19 protein-coding genes and 3 tRNA genes are annotated in these 24002 nt (G+C 37.5%); 10 read left to right on the forward strand and 12 right to left on the reverse strand.

Annotated features, from left to right (window positions below):
* Positions 1 to 107: 107 nt before the first annotated feature.
* On the forward strand, positions 108 to 2300 hold the full coding sequence (locus AC07UV_RS03285) for an FUSC family protein (RefSeq protein ID WP_495182717.1): 2193 nt from the start codon (positions 108 to 110) through the stop codon (positions 2298 to 2300).
* A 31-nt stretch (positions 2301 to 2331) separates the two neighbouring features.
* A complete protein-coding gene (locus tag AC07UV_RS03290; protein ID WP_495182718.1) occupies positions 2332 to 3318 on the forward strand; it encodes a YpdA family putative bacillithiol disulfide reductase in 987 nt (328 codons plus the stop codon).
* On the opposite strand, the gene AC07UV_RS03295 is transcribed toward AC07UV_RS03290, so the two are convergent.
* On the reverse strand, positions 3315 to 3929 hold the full coding sequence (locus tag AC07UV_RS03295; protein ID WP_120260598.1) for a TetR/AcrR family transcriptional regulator: 615 nt from the start codon (positions 3927 to 3929) through the stop codon (positions 3315 to 3317). The genes AC07UV_RS03290 and AC07UV_RS03295 overlap by 4 nt on opposite strands.
* Before the next feature lie 104 nt (positions 3930 to 4033).
* On the opposite strand from AC07UV_RS03295, the gene murB reads away from it, so the two are divergent.
* From murB to AC07UV_RS03310, 3 genes are all read left to right on the forward strand, one after another.
* Positions 4034 to 5050 (forward strand): UDP-N-acetylmuramate dehydrogenase, encoded by a 1017-nt coding sequence (gene murB / locus AC07UV_RS03300; protein WP_495182719.1) that lies wholly within the window; start codon positions 4034 to 4036, stop codon positions 5048 to 5050.
* A gap of 260 nt (positions 5051 to 5310) precedes the next feature.
* Complete coding sequence (locus tag AC07UV_RS03305; RefSeq protein WP_282253427.1) at positions 5311 to 5820, forward strand: RNA polymerase sigma factor; 510 nt, start codon at positions 5311 to 5313, stop codon at positions 5818 to 5820.
* Positions 5821 to 5852: 32 nt separating this feature from the next.
* Entirely contained in the window at positions 5853 to 6098 is a 246-nt protein-coding gene (locus AC07UV_RS03310) for a cytochrome b5 domain-containing protein (protein ID WP_282256116.1), read from the forward strand.
* Between the two features lie 7 nt (positions 6099 to 6105).
* On the opposite strand, the gene AC07UV_RS03315 is transcribed toward AC07UV_RS03310, so the two are convergent.
* The 5 genes from AC07UV_RS03315 to mgtE form a co-directional block, all read right to left on the reverse strand.
* Positions 6106 to 7020 carry a PfkB family carbohydrate kinase gene (locus tag AC07UV_RS03315; protein ID WP_495182720.1) on the reverse strand — a complete coding sequence of 305 codons (915 nt, stop codon included), beginning with the start codon at positions 7018 to 7020 and terminating at the stop codon, positions 6106 to 6108.
* A gap of 57 nt (positions 7021 to 7077) precedes the next feature.
* Positions 7078 to 7151 (reverse strand) — tRNA-Asn (locus AC07UV_RS03320).
* 94 nt (positions 7152 to 7245) lie between these two features.
* Positions 7246 to 7319, reverse strand: a tRNA-Asn gene (locus AC07UV_RS03325).
* A 51-nt stretch (positions 7320 to 7370) separates the two neighbouring features.
* Positions 7371 to 7444 (reverse strand) — tRNA-Asn (locus tag AC07UV_RS03330).
* Between the two features lie 260 nt (positions 7445 to 7704).
* Entirely contained in the window at positions 7705 to 9081 is a 1377-nt protein-coding gene (mgtE, locus tag AC07UV_RS03335) for a magnesium transporter (protein WP_120260594.1), read from the reverse strand.
* Positions 9082 to 9889: 808 nt separating this feature from the next.
* Here mgtE and AC07UV_RS03340 point away from each other — a divergent pair.
* A complete protein-coding gene (locus AC07UV_RS03340) occupies positions 9890 to 12577 on the forward strand; it encodes a TolB-like translocation protein (RefSeq protein ID WP_495182721.1) in 2688 nt (895 codons plus the stop codon).
* On the opposite strand, the gene AC07UV_RS03345 is transcribed toward AC07UV_RS03340, so the two are convergent.
* The 3 genes from AC07UV_RS03345 to sppA form a co-directional block, all read right to left on the reverse strand.
* Entirely contained in the window at positions 12574 to 13416 is an 843-nt protein-coding gene (locus tag AC07UV_RS03345; protein ID WP_495182722.1) for an endonuclease/exonuclease/phosphatase family protein, read from the reverse strand. The two genes, AC07UV_RS03340 and AC07UV_RS03345, sit on opposite strands and share 4 nt — an antisense overlap.
* A 262-nt stretch (positions 13417 to 13678) precedes the next feature.
* Positions 13679 to 14869, reverse strand: a complete 1191-nt coding sequence (locus AC07UV_RS03350; protein ID WP_495182723.1) for a phosphoglycerate kinase — start codon at positions 14867 to 14869, stop codon at positions 13679 to 13681.
* 111 nt (positions 14870 to 14980) lie between these two features.
* Complete coding sequence (gene sppA / locus AC07UV_RS03355; RefSeq protein WP_495182724.1) at positions 14981 to 16747, reverse strand: signal peptide peptidase SppA; 1767 nt, start codon at positions 16745 to 16747, stop codon at positions 14981 to 14983.
* Positions 16748 to 16869: 122 nt separating this feature from the next.
* Here sppA and folK point away from each other — a divergent pair, with 122 nt between their 5' ends.
* Together folK and AC07UV_RS03365 are read left to right on the forward strand one after the other, a co-directional pair.
* Entirely contained in the window at positions 16870 to 17373 is a 504-nt protein-coding gene (folK, locus tag AC07UV_RS03360; protein ID WP_282253421.1) for a 2-amino-4-hydroxy-6-hydroxymethyldihydropteridine diphosphokinase, read from the forward strand.
* A complete protein-coding gene (locus AC07UV_RS03365; protein ID WP_120260587.1) occupies positions 17354 to 17698 on the forward strand; it encodes an Hpt domain-containing protein in 345 nt (114 codons plus the stop codon). Before folK ends, AC07UV_RS03365 begins: the two co-directional genes overlap by 20 nt.
* Position 17699: 1 nt before the next feature.
* On the opposite strand, the gene pssA is transcribed toward AC07UV_RS03365, so the two are convergent.
* Both pssA and rho read right to left on the reverse strand, forming a co-directional pair.
* A complete protein-coding gene (pssA, locus tag AC07UV_RS03370) occupies positions 17700 to 18380 on the reverse strand; it encodes a CDP-diacylglycerol--serine O-phosphatidyltransferase (RefSeq protein ID WP_282253420.1) in 681 nt (226 codons plus the stop codon).
* A gap of 178 nt (positions 18381 to 18558) precedes the next feature.
* Positions 18559 to 20058 (reverse strand): transcription termination factor Rho, encoded by a 1500-nt coding sequence (rho, locus tag AC07UV_RS03375; protein WP_495182725.1) that lies wholly within the window; start codon positions 20056 to 20058, stop codon positions 18559 to 18561.
* Positions 20059 to 20353: 295 nt separating this feature from the next.
* Here rho and AC07UV_RS03380 point away from each other — a divergent pair, with 295 nt between their 5' ends.
* On the forward strand, positions 20354 to 22081 hold the full coding sequence (locus AC07UV_RS03380; protein ID WP_282253418.1) for an MFS transporter: 1728 nt from the start codon (positions 20354 to 20356) through the stop codon (positions 22079 to 22081).
* Positions 22082 to 22322: 241 nt separating this feature from the next.
* Positions 22323 to 23186 (forward strand): N-acetylglucosamine kinase, encoded by an 864-nt coding sequence (locus AC07UV_RS03385; protein ID WP_077432461.1) that lies wholly within the window; start codon positions 22323 to 22325, stop codon positions 23184 to 23186.
* A 198-nt stretch (positions 23187 to 23384) separates the two neighbouring features.
* On the opposite strand, the gene AC07UV_RS03390 is transcribed toward AC07UV_RS03385, so the two are convergent.
* Positions 23385 to 23969 carry an RNA polymerase sigma factor gene (locus AC07UV_RS03390; RefSeq protein ID WP_495182726.1) on the reverse strand — a complete coding sequence of 195 codons (585 nt, stop codon included), beginning with the start codon at positions 23967 to 23969 and terminating at the stop codon, positions 23385 to 23387.
* Between the last annotated feature and the right edge of the window lie 33 nt (positions 23970 to 24002).

Consider the following 24002-nt stretch of genomic DNA (forward strand, 5'->3'; position numbering starts at 1 on the left):
AAGATATTAATGAATTTTAGTAATTTTTCGTTTTTAGTATATTATTACAGCAAACAGAGAAACCACAGGCTAATATAGCCTTATCTCGTATATTTGTGCTATACATTATGAAACAGACACAAGAAATAAAAAGTTTTTTCTACAGTCAATATTTTGCGGATGGACTCCGGATCACCATCGGGTGCATTGTGCCTGTCCTCATCTTTGCTACCATCGGACAGTTTACCAATGGAACCATTGTATCTTTAGGAGCCCTTTTAGTTGGACTATCCGACACCCCAGGGGCTCCGAGCCATAGACGCAAAGGTATGATTGCAGGAGCAATACTGACCACATTGACATTTATTCTCACCAATCTTGTCAATCAAAATGTATATCTCCTCGCTATTTTTATAGGAATAGCCTGTTTTATCTTTGCAATGTTTGCAGTATTCAATGGTCGGGCAGCCAATGTAGGCTTGATGTGTATACTGATGATGCTGATCCACGTACAGATACACTACCCCCTTGAGCAAGCCATTAACTACCTCGGGTTCTACACACTTGGTGGGCTTTGGTATATTGCAATCAGCCTCTCCATCACACAAGTACGTCCCTATCGATTAGCCGAACAGGAACTCGCAGAAACCATTCGTTATGTGGCAGATTATATTCGGCTAAAAGCAAACTTTTATGATTCCAAAATCGACAACGATAAAAATTACCTCAAACTGATTGACAAACAAGTTGAAGTAAATCAGCATCAGGAAAACGTTAGAGATCTGCTGTTTCAAAGTAAAAGATCCATTAAGGATACAACAAAAGTGGGCCGCTACCTTACACTGATCTTTAATGATATTGTTGATCTGTTTGAGCAAAGTATGGCTGCACACTATGATTACAATACAATTAGCGAACGCTTTGGCCCAACAGGCATTCTAGATGATTTCAAGAACGTTATTTTAAAATATACAAACGAGCTCGACAATTTAGCTTATCAGCTCAACACGAATATTCAGCCCAAACCACTGTATGATTTCGATGCGGACCTCACACGTCTTCATGCTAAAATTGATCAGCTTGACAAAGAAAATCAATACAGTACCTTTGCCTTACGTAAAGTTCTGATCAATTTACGTGATCTGGTCCGTCGTATAAAAAATATCTACGGCTATTCAAACCTACAACCCGATGACATCAAAAGGAAAGAAATTGATGACGCCAAACGTTTTGTCCAAAGCTCAGCCATTGACCTGAAGAAATTTCGTGAAAACCTTACTTTAAAATCGACAATCTTTAGACATGCTTGTCGTATGGCAATCGTTATGTCAGTCACGTATTATGTTTTTGAGACAACCAATATCACCAATAATGTCTATTGGATATTACTGACAATCATGGTTATCCTAAAACCTGGCTTTGGTCTTACAAAAGAGCGAAATATACAACGTCTTATTGGAACCACCATCGGCGGGCTAATCGGCGCCGTCATCCTATTGACAATACATGATCCAACGATACTATTCGTGCTGCTGGTCTTTTTCTTCCTGACAGCCTATAGCTTATTTAGAGTCAATTATGTCATCGCTGTTCTATTTATGACACCTTATGTATTGATCATGCTCAGCTTTGTAAGCTCTAATACCTTGGAAGTAACCAAAGAACGCATTTTAGATACATTCATCGGAGGTATGATTGCTTTCCTATCCAGTTATATTATTTTTCCAAATTGGGAGAGTATGCAGGTAAAGGAATCTATGCGAAAGCTTTTGATAGCCAATTACAATTATATCTTCCAGGCATTAAAAGAAATTGCAGGACAGGCCCCATCGATTACTGACTATAAATTAGCAAGAAAAGCCGTTTATGTCGAAACCGCTAATATGGGATCTACCTTTCAACGTATGCTGACTGAACCTAAAAAAAGACAGAAATACAGCAAGGAGGTCAATAAATTTGTCATATTCAATCATATTCTAGCTTCGTTTTCTGTTACACTGATGAATCACTTGGATGAAATGGATAACAATTACCTCAACAAAGACCATGTCAGGACTATAAGAAAAATATTAAACAGCTTGGATCAATCTATTCAATTACTATATTCACAAGATTCCAGTGCAGTATTTTCACCTATGGAAATAGAGATATCCAATCATCGTTTTGACAACAGCGACATCAATTCTGCAGATGGGAAGCTCCTGGAAGAGCAATTAGAGTTCTTGTATAAAATTGCACAGGACTTAAATAAGATTGTTCAGGATCTCCATGACAAAAGCGCTGCCGAACAAGCAGCAGAATTATCTAAGTTAGCAAGCTAGTTTATTCTAAAAATTAGCGAAATTTACATTTATGAGCGAAAACACAACAGCCCTCTACGACATCATTATCGTTGGAGGAGGACCTATCGGCCTCGCCTGTGCCTTGGAAGCGAAACAGGCTAATCTCAACTACCTCATTTTGGAAAAAGGATGTTTAGTCAATTCGCTCTATAACTATCCCCAAAATATGACTTTTTTTTCTTCTTCTGAGCGGCTTGAAATTGGGGATATCCCTTTTGTGACAACTAATCCAAAGCCCCGAAGAACGGAAGCCTTAGAATATTACAGACGCATTCAACAGAAATTTGAATTGGATACCCACCTGTTTGAAGAAGTCCTGGATATCAAGAAAAATGAGTCCGAAAACTTTTATGTCACAACAAGCAAACGTAGTTACACAACAAGAAAAGTTATCATTGCTACTGGCTTTTATGACATCCCCATGCTACTCAATATTCCTGGGGAAGAACTGAACAAGGTAAGACACTACTATGATGATCCTCATTATTATAGTGGCCAAAAAGTGATTGTCGTAGGAGCAAGCAATTCATCGATAGATGCTGCTTTGGAAACATTTCGTAAAGGAGCAAAGGTTACCTTAGTGATCCGGAGCAATGAAATCAGCCCAAGGGTCAAGTATTGGGTAAAACCAGACATTGAGAATAGAATTGCCGCCGGGGAAATCGATGTTCTTTACAATAGCCAATTAACAGCGGTTAGCGAAACGAGCGCCACTATCCAAACATCGACAGGCATCATCGAGATCGAGAATGATTTTGTACTTGCGCTGACTGGATATCGGCCAAATTTTGATTTTTTAAGGAAGGTAGGAATTGATATCCCAAACCAGACACCCTGTATCCCCCATCACAACGAACAGACGATGGAAACCAATATTAAAGGCCTATACTTGGCAGGTGTAGTATGTGGAGGTTTAAATACCCACCTTTGGTTTATTGAAAATTCACGTATCCACGCTAAACAGATCATCGCACATATACAATCAATGTCGATTTAACTACGTTGATAACGCAATCCATTCAAGAAGATTTTCATCATTTTCTTTTGCAAACTGAGAATATGATCAAATTCTTCTTTGGTTGGAAACAGCATATTTTTCATATCTTTCAATATCCCCATACGCATGCCAAATAAAGAATACAATAGAATACGAGCCGTCTCGTTAAGATCATCTACCCGAATCTCCCCAGCATCTATGCCGATCTTAAGAATTTTTTCAATAATTTCAACCTCACGTAGATAAGATTCTTTGAATACCTGCTCCAATTCATCCGGAAGCTCTTTGACCATTTTCATGGTATATTCGAATAAATTGTAGTATTGATTGATTGCCTTGACACGCATATCGATAGAGTACATCATGATTTCCTCAAAGTTGCCACCTTTGTCGATGACCTCCTCGATCTCTTCAATCATTTTATCAATAACATACTCGAAAACAGCAGAATACAAACTGTTTTTATCAGGGAAATAATAATAAAGCAGCGCTTTTGAAAAATTAAGATCTTTAGCTATCTCCGACATCGTGGTTTTAGCCATTCCGAAGTGTGCAAAGCGCCTTGTTGCAGCTTCTAGAATTTTGATCCTTTTTACATCTGCATTACCCATTAAACTTACATTTTTTATCGTTAAATAAACGGTTTATACTATCTTTACCGATTATCATGCTAAAGATAGCTGATTTTTTTGAATTTCTGAAAAATAAAGTCAACATGGAATTAAACATTCAATCGAATATATCTTTGAAACCTTTCAATACATTTGGAATAGAGGAAAAGACAAATTTCTTAATCGAAGTGAATGATAATGAAACACTGACTGAAATTTTTAAAAAGGGACTTTTCAAAGAGAACTTTTTTGTTCTTGGCGCCGGCAGCAATGTGTTGTTTACTAAACCCTTTGAGGGATACATTATCCGAATGGCTAGCAAAGGTATACAGTCAAAAATCGAATCGGATCACGTATATGTAACAGCAAAAGCTGGAGAGGTTTGGAATGACTTTGTTTGGTATTGTATCGAACATAATTACGCAGGAATAGAGAATATGGCCCTTATTCCGGGTACCGTCGGCGCATCCCCGGTACAGAATATTGGTGCCTATGGCACTGAATTAATGTATGTTTTTCACGAATGTGAAGCCTTTGACACCACACTGGGTACATTTAAAACCTTCAAAAAGGAAGACTGTAATTTCTCCTATCGAGACAGTATTTTTAAGACAGAACACAAAGGGCGTTTTATTATTACAGAAGTGACCTACAAACTTAGTCTTACCCCCGATATAAATACGAGCTACGGTGCTATCGAAACAGAACTAATTAAAGAAAATATAACCCAGCCCACTATCGCCAATATTGCTACTGTTGTATCAAAAATTAGAGTAGAAAAATTACCGGATCCAAGTACCGTGGGCAACGCGGGAAGCTTTTTTAAAAACCCGGTGATCTCTGCAGACAACTTTGAAAGGTTAGCTGCTTTGTACCCAACCATCCCACATTATCCAATGCCCGATCACCAGACAAAACTAGCTGCGGGCTGGCTAATAGAACAGTGCGGTTGGAAAGGAAAAGAATATGGTCAAGCCGGTGTCTGGAAAAATCAAGCGCTTGTACTAATAAATAGACAAAATGCTAGCGGTCAGGAAATCTATGACCTTTCTGTCCAGATTATCAAAGATGTACAGGACAAATTTGGAATTATACTTGAACGCGAAGTTAATTTATTGTAAAGATTCAAAAAAAAACATTTGCGCATATTTGAAACTCAAAACAAAATAATATAGCCCCACTTCGCTTCAACATCATTTAAAACTAACCCTATTTACTCAGGGTTAAAATACGCACACGATTGCACTTCTTAAAATAATCTTAAAATTACATTAAGAAATCCCTTCCTTTCGATTTTGGCTCATTATTTGCCTCATACTTAATGAACCGCATTTTATAAACTTACTGTTTCTTAAAAAGAACAGTTATAATTCATTAAGCTATGACAAAGAATGAATTTGACACCATGGTTATTGAGCAATCAGACTCATTAAAACTCTACGCCAGAAATTTTACCAGCGACTATGAGGATGCTAACGACCTCGTACAGGATACTATCCTTAAAGCTGTAACCTATTTCAAAAATTTCAAAGAAGGGACTAACCTAAAAGGATGGCTTTATACCATCATGAAAAATACGTTTATAAACAACTATAGGCGGATCGTAAAAACAAACTCTTTCATAACAAAAGATGAAGACATTTCCAATTCTAATCTCCTGATATCCGCCTCAAGTAACCACGGAGAAAGTAAGTTTGTTATGGAGGATATTCATGAAGCGCTATCCAATCTTTCAGAAGAATACTACATCCCCTTTTCGCTTTATTTCGAAGGATTTAAATATCATGAGATATCAGAGCATTTAAACATCCCTATTGGAACTGTAAAAACGAGGATACATGTTGCCCGGAAATTAATGAAACGATCACTATCTGCTTATAAAGTAGCCTAGTTTTTTCTATCTTCGCCTTCTGATAGATCGTGATGACAAAAGAAGGATTACCCGAATATAGCAAGAGTCAGCTCGCATTGCGAAATGGTCAGGATAAGCCCCAGATCTGGGTTGCTTACAAAGGTTATATTTATGATGTGAGTGACAGTAGACTTTGGAAAAATGGCATGCATTATGAGCATTGGGCAGGCCAAGATCTAACTGAGGAGCTTAAAGACGCTCCTCATTCAGACAGTGTATTTTCAAAATTTCAGGTTGTCGGAATCCTGAAGAGTTAATAAAAATCTATAGATTAAATTGAGACAGTGCTACAAAAGCATTAAGACGCTTCTGTATATCTTCCTCGGTAAGATCCACAAGACGGTCTGTACCAAACTTTTCAACACAAAAAGAAGCCAGTGCGGATCCAAAGATCAGTGCATTCTTCATATTCGTAAAATTTATGCTTTTTACTTTGGCTAAATAACCAATAAATCCACCGGCAAATGAATCTCCTGCACCTGTCGGATCAAATACATCGGCTAAAGGCAAAGCCGGAGCAGAAAAAATCTGATTCTCGCCAAAAAGCAATGCGCCATGCTCACCTTTTTTTATAATCAAATATTTTGGTCCCATAGCCAAAATAACTTTTGCAGCTTTAACCAATGAATATTCACCGGATAGTTGTCTAGCCTCAGCATCATTGATCGTCAAGACGTCCACCTTTTGAAGAACTTTCTTTAAATCATCCAGAGCAACATTCATCCAATAATTCATCGTGTCCAGCACAACGAGTTTTGGTTTCCTTTTCAGGCGGGCCAAGGTTGTTAACTGTACTTGTGGAGTTAGATTGCCTAACAAAAGATATTCGCAATCTTGATAACTATCAGGAATAATTGGATCGAAATCCGCCAATACATTTAAGTCCGTTGCTAGCGTATCCCGACTATTCATATCATTGTGATATCTTCCAGACCACGAAAACGTTTGTCCCCCTGGAACAATCTGAACACCCGATACATCGATGCCACGATCCTTTATAACAGCAAGATTACGGCTTCCAAAATCTTCTCCAATAACACTGACCAATTTGATTTGATCACATAAATAGGACGCCGCTAAACTCGCAAAAGTACCGGCACCACCTAGAATTTTGTCAGTTTTACCGAACGGTGTTTCAATTGTATCGAAAGCCACCGTACCAATAATTACTAAACTCATAGTTTTTTAATAAGCATGGTAAACAAAAAAACCGGCATAAAGCCGGTTTCAATATTGCTCCTGAAGCTGGGCTCGAACCAGCGACCCTCTGATTAACAGTCAGATGCTCTAACCTGCTGAGCTATTCAGGAATGTTTAATCTTCCGAGAAACTCCTTTCTCATTGAATGCACAAAAATAGTACATTTTTATATTATTCGCAAATAATTTTATCATTTGCTTGTTGCTCCTGAAGCTGGGCTCGAACCAGCGACCCTCTGATTAACAGTCAGATGCTCTAACCGGCTGAGCTATTCAGGAATGAAAAATTGAATACTTTTAAAAACTCCGGTTATGTAAGTTATTAAATTGCTCCTGAAGCTGGGCTCGAACCAGCGACCCTCTGATTAACAGTCAGATGCTCTAACCTGCTGAGCTATTCAGGAATGTTTTCTTCAATTTTTCCGGAGACCCTATCGCGTTTCCGTGATGCAAGTATCGGAAGATTATTAGAATACTACAAATTTTTTGAACACATTTTTTACAACTTCCTAAAATCCAACTAGAATAATTTATTTTTTCTTTTCTCCTGTCCTCGCTAAAAACCTTCTTTAAGCAACGCTAACAGCATAATTCTTCTTTTACTTAAATACTAGTAAGCGTTATTCGTCTGATTCCCTCAAACAAATCAACCCTCAACGCCTGATTAAAGTAATACTCCTTTGAGAATTAGTGTGGCTACGGTAAAATATATTAAAAGGCCTGTAACATCCACAAGAGTTGATACAAATGGTGCTGATGAACTCGCAGGGTCGGCCCCTAACCTCTTCATCACAAAAGGAAGCATAGATCCCATAAGCGAGCCCCAAAGGACAACACCTATCAAGGACAAGGAAATCACCAAAGCAACCAGTACCCAGTATTCACCATAACTATGTGCAAAGGACTGCCAAGCCATGATTCTCAAAAAACCAAGGGCACCCAGGATAAGCCCAAGCAACAGACCAGACAATATCTCCCTTCGCATTACGCGCCACCAATCCGAAAGTGTTACCTCCCCTAATGCCATCGCTTGTATAATTAATGTAGAAGCCTGCGAACCGCTATTACCACCACTGGATATAATCACTGGCATTAACGCAAATAACATAATTGCGCTCGCCATTTGCTCCTCAAAATGTTCGATGACGGTTGCTGTCAATAACTGTCCTAGAAATAAAACAATCAACCAGCCCGCGCGTTTCTTAACAAGATTTTTGATGGAAACATCCAAATAGGGTTCATCCAAAGCCTCTGTACCACCAATACGTTGCATATCCTCGGTATACTCTTCATTGGCTACCCACAAGATATCATCTACAGTAATGATCCCAAGCATCACCCCCTGTCCATCGACAACCGGAAGCGCAACCCTATTATTCATACGGAAAATATTAATTGCCTCCTCCTGCGGGTCATAGGCATTCAAAGAAATTAATCGATAATCTATGAGATCGCCCACTATTGTTTCGGGCTCTGCCATCAGCACATCTTTGATACGAATATCGTCAATCAACTTACCATTTGAATCTATGACATAAAGCACATCAATAGTCTCAGAATCCTTTCCATATCGACGAATATGTCCTAGTATTCTTTCGATACTCCAATGTGCTTTTACAGTAATATAATCTGGTGTCATCAAGCGCCCGACACTATCTTCGGGATAGCCCAATAAAGCCAAAGCTTCCACCCTATCCTTTGGTGGCAGGAGCAATATTAAATGCTTTATATCATCCTTCATTTCGGAGAAAAAAGAAGTCCGATCATCAGGTGGTAATTCGTTAATTAAAGCACTTATTTTAGCTTTAGAAAGCTTTTTAAAAATTCGATTTTGGGTGGGAAAATCAAGGATCCGAAAAACGTTTACAGCACGATTCAAATTTAAGGATTCTATAAAGAGTGAACCATGTTCAGGCAGCTCATCAATCAACTCCTCTACCTCAGAAATATTCAATTCATTTAGAAATTCTTCCAGCCCAACAAAATCACCATTCGCTATCAATTGTTCTATTTGACTTACCTGCATTTCCAGTTCTTCCATATCTTCCTTTCGATTTTAAAATCCTACATCGGTACAAAATTATATGTTACAAAAATCGCTTTTTTAAAGTAAATTCTGAATAAAAAAATAAATAATAAAAAGACCATAAAACTTCATTCATATTTTATCTTCAATGAGCGAACAGCCGACCAATCTTTTCTTGAAACAAGACATTTTGTCACTATCGAATATTTCCTCCCGTGCACCACGATCCAATAAAAAAAACAAACAAAACGAACCATCATAAGAACACCATAGCTCGACTATCATCTTTACAAAAAAAAAACATAAAGAAGAATTTATCTACACATCCCGCTTTCCGGACAAAAAACCTTCTCCCTTTCGTAAGCATAAAATTCGTACGCATAAAAAATGTCCAAATATTTTTCAGCAGCACCTAACTTATACCTGAATATTTGAGTATATTCGTCACGTGCTTCTTTCCAGTTGAACAACGAATTTCTACAGCGAAAGCAAGCATTTAAAACAAACTAAAAACAATAAATAAACAGTAAAAAACACAAACGCAATAAAATCATAACTATATACAAATCAATATATTTAATAATTTCAAAAAAACATAAGATTCATATAAAACCAAAATATTTAGCTAAAAAAAATAGCAATTCATAAATTTGCCATATATATGAAATATAAAAACGTAATTACCAACACTTTAATATTAATAATATTAACAATATATTCAGAAAAAACATTTGCACAATTTTTTGAAGACAGCCAAGCCCCTTTAAGTCAGAAATGGTTCAAAATCGAGACCCCGAATTTTAAACTCATTTTCCCTGAAGAGATGAAAGGTAAAGCCCCTACCCTAGCAAATCAGGTCCACAACTCTTTGCGTACAACAAGTAGAAATTATAAAATAACGCCGCGACAGATCCCCTTCATTATACACAATACGAACCTAGAGACAAACGGCTTTGTACAGTTATCTCCTCGAAAATCCGAGCTATATAGCACTGCCGGAGCCGAACCTGATAACCAAACTTGGTTACCCAATCTGATCCTCCATGAGTCAAGACATGTTAACCAATTTGACAAATTGACAGGAAAATTAAGAGCTCCCTTTTTCGAACAATTGGCCTTGGCTTATTATGGACTTACAGTTCCTTCCTGGTTTTTCGAAGGCGATGCTACGCTGACTGAAACCATTTATTCTCGCGGAGGAAGAGGTCGATTGCCTTCTTTTGAAATGCCGATCAAAGCCAACTTCCAATCTAAACAGAACTATAGTTTCGATAAATACCTACTCGGATCCTTTAAGGATATTGTCCCCAGTTACTACACAATTGGCTACTTGATGACATCAACACTTAAATCGGAACTGCCACCAAATTACGAAGCAGATTTATTTTCAGAGCTCAACAAACGGCCACTCTATCCTTATAATATCAACCGTGTACTGAAGAAAAAAATAGGTGGAAATAGCCGCTATTTATTCAATAAAACGATCACAAAACTAGACTCAATATGGCAGCAAAAAACAGTAAATTATTTAGCCCAAAATTACACTGAAATTTCCGGTCAAAATAACCGCTATTATAACAGCAATTTATTACCAAAATCAGAGGGAAATTTAATTTATTTCATCAAGCAAAATCCCGAAAAAACAAATGCAATATATACTTATGACAACGATAAGAAGTCGGAATCACAACTTGTAAAAACGGGTATCCAGTTGACCCCACATTTCGACATCAACAAAGAATATATTGTATGGGATGAACTCCGAAAAGATCCACGTTATAACAAGAGAACATATAGTGTCATCAATTTAATGAATCGGAAAACAGGAAAAATCAAAACACTGACCAAGCAGTCTAGATATTATTCACCCGTATTTAGCCCCGTAGACGAATCTATTGCTTGTATTGAAGTGGATTTATCCAACACAAGTTACCTTACGCTTATAAGCCTTAAAAACGGCTCTGTAATCAAGCGGATAAAAACAGTGGATTCAGAACAGCTTCAACATCCCGCTTTTAACCCAACAGGAGACAAAGTAATTGCTATCCGCTTATCAGAAATTGGAACTGCACTCTGCGAAATAGATCTCAAAAATGATAAAATCACAAACATCACCTCATGGGGCGATCAACAATACGAAAGACCACAATACCTTTCAGGTATGAATATACTTGTCAAAGCCAACTTTAATGGTATTGATAACATTTACAAAATAGATCGTCAATCGGAAGCGAAAAATCTCCTGACCAAAGCTCCATTCGGCGCTTTTAATCCTTTTTATAATAAAGAAACTAAGCAATTGCTTTTTAACAACTATCAATACAATGGCTATAAAATCAGCCAGACAAGTATAGATACGACCTTCGATATAAAACCAGAAACTGATTATTTTTCCCACTACTATGCTGACGCTGTAAAGAAAGACAGCATATTCAATATTGCTGCCACAGCACCAGATTCCAGCCAGCATTACACCATTGAGCCGTACAAAGGACTTGGACGAACGTTTAACTTCCATAGTCTTTCTTTAAGTAGTAGTAACTTTGAAAGTTTTGATAATTTCAAACCTGGCATTTTTTGGCTTTCAAATAACATTTTAAACACGACCCAAATTGCGCTTGGCTATGAATACGATACAGACATCAGAAAAAGTATTTATTCGGCCGAACTTACTTACAACAAGTATTTTCCGAAATTCTCACTTCGCTACGAAAATAGAGGGCAGATCGCAGCAGCAAGCGTGCCCAATAAACCAGACAGCAGTGTAAGGTTCGATTGGAGAGAACATTACGTTTCCTCACAAATTTCTATCCCCCTATCTTTTTATAGGCTTGATTACAATTATTCCACAGGATTCAATTTTGCAACAGCTTATTTGAAACGTTACAGCCTAAGTCGGAATGACCTCAAAAACTTTAATTACGAAACTGCATTTCCGTTAACGTACCAACTTTATTTCAACCGAAATGCCCGAATGGCAAATATGGATCAATACCCGCGATGGGGACAAAATTTCAGTATAACTTATAGGCACACACCTTTTGAAAACAAGGCCAAAGGTGAAATTCTATCTGCGAGAACAGTATTTTATCTACCCGGCTTTGTAAACAATCATGGATTTCAAATTCGCTTGAGCGCACAGGCGGGAACGGGAATTTATGAATACATTAACGATATCCCGCTCGTCAGCGGGTTTAGTTATTACAAATATGAAAAGATAAAAAATACATTATTAGTCAATTATCGTTTTCCAATCGCCTATCCTGATTTTAATATAGGATCACTAACCTATATAAAACGTATAAAAGGTGGTGTATTTGCAGACTATCAAAATATCCACAAACATAAAGAAGCGGCACCGAAGAGTTTTGGAGGATACCTTTCCTTTGATTTCAATGCTTTTAGATATCCATTACCCGACTTTGAGTTTGTCGTAAAAGGAACCTACATCAATGATAATACAGCAACGCAGCGCGTCGTTCCAACGGTAAGTTTAAATTACACCTACTAAGGATGAATAGCCCAATTAAAATTAGCAGCTAGCGCATAATGATCTGACAAAGGTAGACCCCTGAGGTTCGTAAACAGATTATTTTCTATATTATAGTCACGCGCAGCCAAATTTAGATGACCGTTGCTACGGTAAAGAATTTTGTCTATTGACTCGTTCTGATTACCAATTGATAACATATGAGGAGGTTTGAACGCATGCTTCGCTTCTGGCACCAGTCCGCCGTTTTGGAGTTCTACCCAACTGTCCACCAATGTGGTTGACTCCATAAAATCATGTAGATTATCATCACCGAAACTATAATGAGCATTAAAGTCCCCCATAACAATCAGTGCATTATCACTAGAGTTCTCACCTATATAATCGCGCAGCTGATTGAGATTGTCCCTTCTAGCACTAGAGGCACGCCTACTGTTCTGAGCGTTTGCATGTACATTATAGACATCCAGCCATATCCCCGCAACTATTTCCACCTTGACCAAGGTAAAACCTTTAGGCGTCAGGAAATCAGCCCCCGTGCGTTTTTTCCAGGGAACGCGGATTACATCTGACATCGGAAAACGAGACAGCGTGTTCAAACCATCGCCAAAAGGCACACGCCCCTTAGGCTTGGTCCGATAAGGATGCTGGTTTCCTCCCAAATAAAGACTATTGTTATAATTGAAATCCTCCTGCACATTTACGATATCAAAAGGATTAATCTTTTTGCCTATCTCAGCGATACTCCTACTCCTGCCTGTAATTGCAGAAGAAATAAACCCTGGCAATCCCGCTACATTGTATGTCAACACCGAAAAAAAACCCGAACTATCTTTTTCTTTTTTGTGATTAGCATCCATCAATAAAACCTATATAATCATGTTGTGATAAATTTAGCAAATACGGTAAACACTCACCAACACTATACAGATATTTAACAGATAATTGATTTAAATCTGACATTAACAAACGGATCGCAGCTATAATAAATAGAAAGCTTTTTTCACAAGTCATTAGCTCCTACCAACGTCAATAAAAGAACGCAATAGATTTAAGGCAGTCTTTCCCCATAAAAAAAGGGATAACTTAGCATTATCCCTTTTCTATATTCTGTTTGTTTTATTAGTCTTCGAGTGCTTTTACACCAGGAAGAACTTTACCTTCCATATATTCCAATAGTGCTCCCCCACCTGTACTGACATAACTGACATCTTCAGTCATACCAAATTTACTTACTGCTGCAGCTGAATCTCCACCGCCGATTAAAGAAAATGCACCATTTTTTGTTGCTTCCACAACAGCGTCAGCCACAGCCTTCGTACCCTTTGCAAAAGTATCAAATTCAAAAACACCCATAGGTCCATTCCAAAGAACTGTTTTTGAATCCTTGATAATAGCCGCAAAATTCTCAGCTGACTCCTGACCAATATCCAAGCCCTGATGGTCTGCAGGAATTTGATCATTTGGTCCATCATATACATTGGCATCATTAGAAAACGCATCAGCAATTTGAGCATCCGTAGGAATAACAAGATTTACCCCTTTTTCTTTCGCTTTCTTAACCAGTTCATTAGCCAAATCAAGTTTATCCATCTCAACCAATGACTTACCGATTTCACCACCTCTTGCTTTGATAAAAGTATAAGCCATACCTCCACCGATCAGTAGGTTATCCACTTTATCCAATAAAGCTTCGATCAATTGGATCTTATCAGAAACTTTCGCTCCCCCCATAATCGCTGTAAAAGGTCTAACCGGATTATTCAAAACTTTCTCTGCATTCCCTACCTCGGCAGCCATCAAATAACCGCTATATTTAGCTGATGGAAAAAACTGTGCGACAATCGCAGTTGAAGCATGTGCTCTATGCGCGGTACCGAAGGCATCATTCACATAAACATCACCCAATTTTGAAAGCTTTTCAGCAAATCCTACATCACCTTTTTCCTCTTCTTTATAAAAACGTAGATTCTCAAGTAATAAAACTTGGCCAGCCTGCAATGCAGCAGCTTTTTCTACAGCTTCATTTCCAATACAATCATCGGCAAATTGAACTTCTGTACCTAATACCTTAGATAGATGAGCCACAATATGTTTTAATGAATACTTATCAGTAGGACCATCTTTTGGTCTTCCTAAATGGGACATCAATATCACGCTTCCGCCGTCGTTCAAAATTTTCTTTATTGTTGGAGCAGCTCCTTGAATACGATTATCATCCGTAATATTGAAATTTTCATCCAAAGGAACGTTGAAATCTACGCGAACCAAGGCTTTTTTACCTGCAAAATTTAAATCGTCTACTGTTTTCATTATGTAACTTTAATGTTTTAGGATCTGTCGTTTGCCAAACGAACAGCTAAATATAGAAAAAAGGCATTTATTTTCATCAAATAAATGCCTTTTTATCGGATTAAATTATCATTAATGGATTTCAACAGTATAAGGTAACCTCGCCTGAACCCCACTCTGTGCTGTCGCCTTCCGCATCACATCAAAATAACGATAGTATTCGCCCATTTGCTCCTTCGCTACCCAAGCCTGAACCTTTTCCTTTGAATTGTTCAATATCGAGGTAAACGGATCCTCCTTCGCAGGATATTGTGAAACTTTATACTTGCTTAGATTCGCCTTTTTAGCCGCTGCCTGAATGGCAACATCAAGATTACCCAGACGATCCACCAATTTGTTACTCAGCCCCTGTGTACCCGTCCAAACACGGCCCTGACCAATACTATCAACATTCGTCAATGGTATCTTTCTACCTTCGGACACAACTTTTGTAAAAGTAGCATATACTTTGTCAACCTCGCGTTGGATAATATCCCTTTCTTCAGCGGTCAATGGGCGATCAAAAGTAGTCATCAAATCTGCAAATTTACCCGTCTTTACACCATCGTAGTGAACGCCAATTTTATTGTTCATCAGATTCTGGAAATTCGGTATTACACCAAATACACCAATTGATCCGGTGATGGTCGTTGGCTCAGCAAATATGGAGTCAGCAGCCGCAGCAATATAATAGCCACCTGAAGCCGCAACATCTCCCATAGAAACAATTACTGGTTTAACTTTTTTAGTCAAAATCACCTCCCTCCAGATAATATCTGAAGCAAGTGCCGAACCCCCAGGTGAATTCACACGCAACACAACAGCTTTGATTGCATCATCCTCTCGCAGCTTCCGTAATTCTCTTGAAAATTTATCCCCTCCGATCTCTCCCGGACGAGTACCTTCACCATCCACAATCTCGCCAACAGCATAAAGTACAGCTATTTCAGATCCACTGGCATCATCCTTCACCTTTTTATTGTAATCGAACAATGAAACAAAAGATATCTCATCCTTCTCACCTATCTTCAATCTTTTTCTCAAATCCGACAATAACTCATCTTTATATATCTTTGCATCAGCAAGCTTATATCGCACTGCATCATCGGCATTTCTGACCAAGTAATCATTGGCAATACCTCGTAATGAATCTGCTGGAATATTCCGGCTTGCAGCGATTTCATTGATAAAAGTATCATATATACTTCCCAGATACGATGTTACCTGCAAACGGTTTGGATCACTCATCTTATTTAGGAAGTAAGGCTCCACCGCGCTCTTAAACGTCCCTACTTTCACAATCTGCATCTCAACCCCAACTTTGTCCAATAGGTCTTTGTAAAACATTGTCGAACTAGAAAGACCTCTAAAATCTATGGTACCTTGGGGATTGACATATACCTTATCTGCAATACTGGCTACATAATATGCTTTTTGATTATACCCTGCATTGTAGGCAACAACAAATTTCCCTGTTTTTTTAAATGTTAACAGTTCATCGCGCACTGCCTTTAAACTTGCAAAACCAGTACCAATACTACCCGCATCCATATAAATCCCCTTAATATTCGCATCTGTTGCGGCATACCTTATTCTTGCTAGAATATCATCCAACCCGATACTCTTGGTAGAATAACCCGGAAGATTTAAGCTTCCAAAAGGATTATTATCATTCCGTTCATTAATATCATAGTCAAAAGATAGAAACAGCACCGAATTGGTTTTGACAACGACCTCCTGATCAGAGGAAGCAGAGCTAATAATCGCACCGATAATACCCATAAAAACAATAAACAAAATCACAAAAGATATAACAATCCCTGTAATCGTTGCCAATACATACTTAAAAAATGATTTCATATTTTATAATTAATTCCAGTTTATGCAGTTCTTGCAAAGGGAATGATTTATTTTACGCTAAAGGTAATGCAATATTTTTTATTCCCCCAGTATTTTATTTCATAAAGACTTAATTTAGCGACATGAACAAGATTTTTATATTATTGGGAACTAACTTAGGAGATCGCCTACAACAACTCTCTTTAGCAAAACAATCCCTCGAACAACAGATTGGAATGATCTTGCAAGAATCCTCAATTTATGAAACTGCAGCTTGGGGAGTTGAGGATCAACCTTCATTTCTTAATCAAGTTATCCTAATAAGCTCACATTTATCTGCACTTGAATGTTTAAATCTTACCCAACAGATTGAATTAGACCTGGGAAGAATACGACTGAAGAAATGGGGAGAGCGGGCAATAGACATCGATTTACTTTATTTCAACGACGAAGTCATCAGCCACCCCGACCTGATTATACCACATCCTTTTATTTCAGAACGACGCTTTACACTGGAGCCCTTAGCAGAAATAGCCCCAACATACATACACCCCGTTTACAAAAAAAATAATGTATCTTTATTGCATAATTGCAAGGACGAATTACCCGTAAAGAAAATTAGCGACGATGAATCATATCGACATTGACCTGATCAACCAGAATATGTTTGACAATACAGATTTGATCAAACAATTTGTATCAATGTATCTTATCCAGACCCCAGTAGACTTAGACAACTTGCGAAATGCCCTAAATACAGGTAATCATCAAAAAATTGCAGATGCAGCTCATCATATTAAACCGACTATGGATTATATCGGAGCTTTTCACTTAAAAGCTAAATTTGAGAATTTGGAATTAAGTGCCAAAAATCAGGAATCCTTAGAGGGGCTTAGAGCAACTTTTGAGGTGCTGGACATCGAAATGAAAGAACTGTTATTTGAACTCGAACAATATGAAAAAACGATCTAAGTTAGATCGTTTTTTTATTAAAATGCAATGCTGAAAGTATAAAATACAAAAGTAGAATAATTGGCAAAGCCATAAACTGTCCAATTGCAAATAAAACCAAAGTTAAGAATAGAAAAATAAAGCGATATTTATTCGTCGCCCAGTCCATTGAACTGAATTTCATCGAAAACAGTCGAATCTCGCTAATCAACAAGTAACTGGTCAAGAGTGCACTACAAATCAAAAATATTGGATTTATAATGAGTTCAGGATACTTATCCGCAATATAAGGCAATGAAAGTACATAAAAAGTATTCATTGGTGTATTAAGTCCAATAAAATCTGCTGTTTGCCGCTCATCCAAATTAAACTTAGCCAAACGCAAAGCAGAAAATACAGTAACAATAAAGCCTAGATAAGGAAATAAAGATCCACCGGGAAACACTTTTTGCAATAGTGTAAACATAATTACCCCTGGTAGAAATCCAAAGCTGACCATATCGGCAAGTGAATCCAGCTCTTTTCCAATAGGCGACTTTACATGAAGCAGCCTTGCGACCATACCATCAAAAAAATCAAATATTCCAGAAGCAAGCACACATATAGTTACCGCTTTTATGTTGCCATCCAACGCCATCAGTACAGCAATACAACCACTAAAGAGATTTAGGCAGGTCAGCAGATTTGGAATATGTTTTTTCATCAATATTATATTTATGTACTTATTGCAATTTTCAAAGTGGCTTATTTGTATGTATTAGCAGCTCAATATCGTTTTAATATCTCAACATTGAGTTATACTTAACCATATCATACGATCGGACACAAAAAAAGCCATCATTTTAGTAAAATGATGGCTAAAATATTAAAATTTGATGGGATTACCCATTCATACTGATCAAAAATTCTTCATTTGATTTAGTACCACGCATTTGCCCTTGCAAGAATTCCATTGCCTCTGTAGAATTCATATCTGACAAGTGATTGCGAAGTACCCAAATACGTTGCAATGATTCTTTATCTGTCAATAGATCATCACGACGCGTACTTGACGCTGTAATGTCGATAGCAGGGAAGATACGCTTATTCGCTAATTTACGATCCAACTGCAATTCCATATTACCCGTTCCTTTAAATTCTTCAAAGATCACCTCATCCATTTTGGAACCAGTATCTGTCAAAGCTGTTGCAAGGATTGTTAATGAACCGCCGTTTTCGATATTTCTAGCCGCACCAAAGAAACGTTTTGGTTTATGTAGTGCATTTGCATCCACACCACCCGACAAGATTTTACCTGAAGCAGGAGCAACAGTATTGTAAGCACGCGCCAGACGAGTGATTGAATCCAATAGGATTACAACATCATGAGCGCACTCTACCATACGTTTCGCTTTCTCCAATACAATATTAGCAATTTTCACATGGCGATCAGCTGGCTCATCAAAAGTAGATGATACAACCTCGGCACGTACACTTCTTGCCATATCCGTAACCTCCTCAGGGCGCTCATCAATCAACAAGATAATAAGATATACCTCAGGATGATTCTTCGCAATTGCGTTAGCAACTTCCTTCAATAAATTTGTTTTACCCGTTTTTGGTTGAGCAACGATCAATCCACGTTGACCTTTACCGATTGGCGTAAACAAATCCATAATACGAGTTGAGTAGTTACCCATACCCATATCCAGATTTAAGCGCTCATCTGGGAATAAAGGTGTCAAGTAGTCAAAAGGCACACGGTCACGCACCTCTGCAGGATTCTGTCCGTTGATGGCCTCTACTCTAACCAATGGAAAATATTTCTCACCTTCTTTTGGAGGGCGAATACAACCACGAACGGTATCTCCTGTTTTCAAACCAAATAATTTGATCTGAGACTGTGATACATAGATATCATCTGGAGATGTCAGATAGTTATAGTCTGATGAACGCAAGAAACCATAGCCATCTGGCATAATTTCTAACACACCCTCATTAACGATAACATTGTCGAAATCTGTACTAGAAGAAGTATTTTCAGCTTTAGGAGTTTGAGGTGTTTTTTCAGGTTGGGAACCTTTATCTGTTGTAGGAGTACTTTCTACCGCGGGACTGCTTTCCTCACTTTCAACAGGCTCACGTTTTCTGACAGTCACAGGCTCGACGGTCTTCACCGTTCTTACGCGCTTACGAGTGCGTTCACCTTGTTCCTGATTATCTTCCTCCACTTTAGCAACTTTTTCTACAGAAGCCGGAGCTGCTTCTTCTTCCCCACCGGTATTGCTAATTCTTTCTATTAATTCTTGCTTACGCAATTTATCAGCATCCGCGATACCGATCAACTTAGCAATCTCGCGCAATTCCGATACGAGTTTAGCGTTTAATTCGTTAATATCCATTAATGTGTTGTGTATGATTTTTGGATTTTCTTTTGAGCTTTATTCTGATTATACACCTAAACATGTTTCCTTGCTTAAGTGAATGAAGAACTTAATGATTTCTTTTAAACCCGAAGTGGATTAAATCTTGAGAACCTAGACAAAGAAAAAAACAAATTTTGTTATTTCAAAATATTTCAAAAAAAATATTTACTATTGTAGCTAGTAAAACGATTTAACGACATTTTTAGATTGAATTTTATATTTTTTTTCATAAGTTCGTACCTTTCAAAATTTAAGTTTTTAGATCCCTTATATGGAACAGCAACAAACTAAAACCAATTACCCCGCACTCTACACATTGATTATTGTGTTTTTCTTTTGGGGGTTCATTGCAGCGGGAAATAGCGTATTTATCCCATTCTGCAAGAATTATTTTCACTTAGATCAATTTCAATCGCAGCTCATTGACTTTGCTTTTTACACGGCCTACTACATTGGTGCATTACTCCTCTTTATCTTCAGTTCAATTGGTGGTAAAGACCTTGTTGGAAAATGGGGTTACAAAAAAAGTATCGTCTATGGTCTACTGTTTTCTGCGTTGGGAGCAGCAGCAATGATTGTGGCGGTCGAGGTAAATTTATATATTGGAATGTTGTTGGGTCTATTTGTGGTTGCACTTGGATTCTCTTTACAGCAAACAGCTGCTAATCCTTTCGCTGTTTTATTAGGTGACCCAAAGACGGGAGCTTCACGTGTTAACCTCGGAGGTGGTATCAACTCATTCGGAACAACAATAGGACCATTGGTTATTGGTTTCTCTCTATTTGGAACATTTGAGCCGATCTCAGATTCTGAAATTGCCAATCTCCCTTTAAATAAGGTTGTATACCTATATGTTGGTGTTGGTTTGTTGTTTCTTTTAGCTGCAGCATTGTTCAATTTCAGTAAAAAAGTTCCAGCTGGAATTAGCAATGAACCCATGGAAAAGGCCAATAAGGCTTTACGTACCTTGATCATCATGACAGTTCTACTATTCGGTATGTTCACTCCAGTATTCCTAAGTTACAAAAGTGACCTTGCATTGCATATCGAACAGCTACATCAACAAGCATCAAGCCTCACTGATCAGCTACAAATCGATCAATTAAAAGCACATATTAAAGAAGTTGCCAAACCACTTGAAACACAACGTATGCTATGGTTAGCAGGTGCATTAATTGTTGTTATCGGCGGTTTACTTTTCTCCAACAGAAGCGCGAAAAAGAACCCTGAAGGCTGGGGAGCAATGAAATATCCGCAACTGGCTTTGGGAATGCTTGCATTATTTATCTATGTAGGTATCGAAGTTGCTATTGGTAGTAACTTAGGTGAGTTGCTTACATTAAAAGAATTTGGCCACCTACAGTCTTCACAAATCACACCATATGTATCCATGTATTGGGGTAGTATGATGATTGGCCGATGGGCAGGGGCTATTACAGCATTCAACCTAAGCAAGTCGGCTAAAAATGGACTACTGATTATTGTCCCTTTAATTGCTTTCTCGATTATTATTGGCGTGAACACCCTTGCGGGCTTCGAAATGTCACACCTTTATTACTATGTGGTCTGTATTATTCTGCAAATCGTTGCTTTCTATCTAAGTAAAGAGAAACCAGCCCGTACATTGATCATTTTCGGTTTATTTGGAATAATCGCTATGTTAATCGGCCTTTTCTCTTCAGGTACAATCGCGATTTATGCATTTTTATCAGGAGGACTTGCTTGTTCAATTATGTGGTCATCTATTTTCAGTTTATCAATTGTTGGTCTTGGAAAATATACTGCTCAGGGCTCAGCATTCTTAGTTATGATGATTCTTGGTGGTGGCGTCCTTCCTCCTATCCAAGGAAAATTGGCCGATCTTATTGGAATACACAACTCCTATATCCTACCATTGATCGGATTCTGTTATATTGTTTTCTTTGCTGTATTTGTCAAAGGAATTTTAACTAAACAAGGAATCAATATTGATGAAATCGAGGCTGAAGGAGCACATTAAAAACATCAACTAATTGTAAATAGTACACTATTTAATCAATTTTATTACACGACCCAAAAACTGGCTTAACGACACTGTTAAGCCAGTTTTTTTATATTATGAGCAAATTCATAAAATTTATTTTTTCAAAAATACTCGGATAAATTATGATATTTAAAATTAAAAAATGTATTTTCGGGGAATTGATTAATGAATTGATTACTCATTTTATAACGATAAACACAATTAAAACTACTCAATAATGATAATCATTGCTGACGGGGGATCAACAAAAACAAACTGGTGTTTGTTAGACGATTCAAATAAAAAAATCTACTTCAACACAGAAGGGTACAACCCGTATTTTGTTGACAGTGAATACATTGTAAACTCCCTAAAAAAAGGATTACCGCAGGATTTACCCTTTGAAAAAATCGCGGAAGTAAATTATTATGGTGCAGGGGTCCATAATAAAGAAAAAGCTCAGATCGTAGTTGATGCACTAAAACACGTATTTACTACAGCGAAAGTGGAAGTGGGACATGATCTACTTGCTGCAGCAAGAGCATTGCTAGGATCAGAAGCTGGGTTTGCTGCGATTTTGGGTACAGGAACAAATTCTTGTCTCTATGACGGCAAAGAAATTACATTAAATATTGATTCCGGAGCTTACATTTTAGGCGATGAAGGATCGGGTAGTTACATTGGTAAAAAATTACTTGCAGATTATGTTCGTAATTTAATGCCTAAAGATGTAAAGGAAGTGTTTTGGAACACATATAAAATGACGAAAGATGAAATCATGGACGCGGTTTATACCAAACCTATGCCTAATCGTTTCTGTGCAAGTTTCAGTAAATTCGTATATGATAACAATGTAAATATCGAATATACACGAAATATTGTCGATGAAGCTTTTGAAGCTTTCTTCAGAAATTTAGTAAGTAAATATCCTAATTATCAAAGCTATACTTTCAATTGCATTGGTTCCGTAGGTTACAATTTCAGAAATGTATTGGCTGAAAAGGCTGAACAATATGGAATGAAAGTGGGCAAGATTTTGCGTTCTCCTATCGATGACCTGGTACAGTTCCACATCGATAGAGCGGCAGCAACTGCTAAATAGATAAGTAAAATAATCTTTAACATATTAAAAAAAAGGCACATGACATGATGTGCCTTTTTTTATATCTCTTCTCCTTTCAACAAATCAAACCAATGCTAGCTTCAAAGTTGGGGCCCTATTAAACTGAGAGCTTTACAAACAACTGTTGCCTCCCCCCTCTTCTCCAAAAATTTCCTCATTTTTAGGAACTACGATCTATTAGGGCCAGAGCATGGAAAGCAAAAAGCTAACTTGATAATATGAAATATTCTTCTGTTTGAACACTTGTTTTAAGGTTGAAATAGCTTTTGACCGGGCAAAATAAACCGTACTCGGAGTAGTCTCCAATTCTTCACAAATCTCTTCTGTAGATCTACCTTCTATTAAAGATAACTGTATGATCTGTGCCTGCCTTTTGGGAAATTTTTCGATCTCTTTGGCAATTAAATCAATAAGCTCATAATAAATGATTTTCGTTAAAACATCCTGTGTATCTGTCTTAAGATCCATTAAAAAAGATTCGCTATGCTCAAATTTGGATCTACTTTGTTTTAAAGCATCTAAACAAGCATTTTTAGTCACTAAGAACAAAAAAGATTTGATGCATTCGATAGAACTAAAATTGCCTCTGCGTTCCCATAACTTAATAAATGAATCCGAAATAATTTCCTCTGCAATATTTTTGTCTTTTACAATTTTATAGGCAAAAAAAAGCAGTTTCTCACTAAACTCATCAATAAGGGATGCTAATGCAGCTTCTCTACCGTCTTGCAAATCCAATATATGTTGATCTAGTTTTTTCATAAATAATTTGGATTCCACCCCTCATAACTGGTC

It is taken from the genome of Sphingobacterium sp. GW821-FHT03E03 (assembly GCF_059420745.1).

What these genes read in the sequence shown, in the direction of transcription:
- sppA (WP_495182724.1), bottom strand. Translation starts at nt 16,747, where the DNA reads ATGAAATCATTTTTTAAGTATGTATTGGCAACGATTACAGGGATTGTT.
- AC07UV_RS03310 (WP_282256116.1), top strand. Translation starts at nt 5,853, where the DNA reads ATGACAAAAGAAGGATTACCCGAATATAGCAAGAGTCAGCTCGCATTG.
- AC07UV_RS03390 (WP_495182726.1), bottom strand. Translation starts at nt 23,969, where the DNA reads ATGAAAAAACTAGATCAACATATATTGGATTTGCAAGACGGTAGAGAA.
- AC07UV_RS03290 (WP_495182718.1), top strand. Translation starts at nt 2,332, where the DNA reads ATGAGCGAAAACACAACAGCCCTCTACGACATCATTATCGTTGGAGGA.
- AC07UV_RS03345 (WP_495182722.1), bottom strand. Translation starts at nt 13,416, where the DNA reads ATGGATGCTAATCACAAAAAAGAAAAAGATAGTTCGGGTTTTTTTTCG.
- AC07UV_RS03350 (WP_495182723.1), bottom strand. Translation starts at nt 14,869, where the DNA reads ATGAAAACAGTAGACGATTTAAATTTTGCAGGTAAAAAAGCCTTGGTT.
- AC07UV_RS03305 (WP_282253427.1), top strand. Translation starts at nt 5,311, where the DNA reads ATGACAAAGAATGAATTTGACACCATGGTTATTGAGCAATCAGACTCA.
- murB (WP_495182719.1), top strand. Translation starts at nt 4,034, where the DNA reads ATGGAATTAAACATTCAATCGAATATATCTTTGAAACCTTTCAATACA.
- AC07UV_RS03385 (WP_077432461.1), top strand. Translation starts at nt 22,323, where the DNA reads ATGATAATCATTGCTGACGGGGGATCAACAAAAACAAACTGGTGTTTG.
- AC07UV_RS03365 (WP_120260587.1), top strand. Translation starts at nt 17,354, where the DNA reads ATGAATCATATCGACATTGACCTGATCAACCAGAATATGTTTGACAAT.
- AC07UV_RS03295 (WP_120260598.1), bottom strand. Translation starts at nt 3,929, where the DNA reads ATGGGTAATGCAGATGTAAAAAGGATCAAAATTCTAGAAGCTGCAACA.
- AC07UV_RS03340 (WP_495182721.1), top strand. Translation starts at nt 9,890, where the DNA reads ATGAAAGGTAAAGCCCCTACCCTAGCAAATCAGGTCCACAACTCTTTG.
- AC07UV_RS03380 (WP_282253418.1), top strand. Translation starts at nt 20,354, where the DNA reads ATGGAACAGCAACAAACTAAAACCAATTACCCCGCACTCTACACATTG.
- AC07UV_RS03285 (WP_495182717.1), top strand. Translation starts at nt 108, where the DNA reads ATGAAACAGACACAAGAAATAAAAAGTTTTTTCTACAGTCAATATTTT.
- mgtE (WP_120260594.1), bottom strand. Translation starts at nt 9,081, where the DNA reads ATGGAAGAACTGGAAATGCAGGTAAGTCAAATAGAACAATTGATAGCG.
- rho (WP_495182725.1), bottom strand. Translation starts at nt 20,058, where the DNA reads ATGGATATTAACGAATTAAACGCTAAACTCGTATCGGAATTGCGCGAG.
- AC07UV_RS03315 (WP_495182720.1), bottom strand. Translation starts at nt 7,020, where the DNA reads ATGAGTTTAGTAATTATTGGTACGGTGGCTTTCGATACAATTGAAACA.
- pssA (WP_282253420.1), bottom strand. Translation starts at nt 18,380, where the DNA reads ATGAAAAAACATATTCCAAATCTGCTGACCTGCCTAAATCTCTTTAGT.
- folK (WP_282253421.1), top strand. Translation starts at nt 16,870, where the DNA reads ATGAACAAGATTTTTATATTATTGGGAACTAACTTAGGAGATCGCCTA.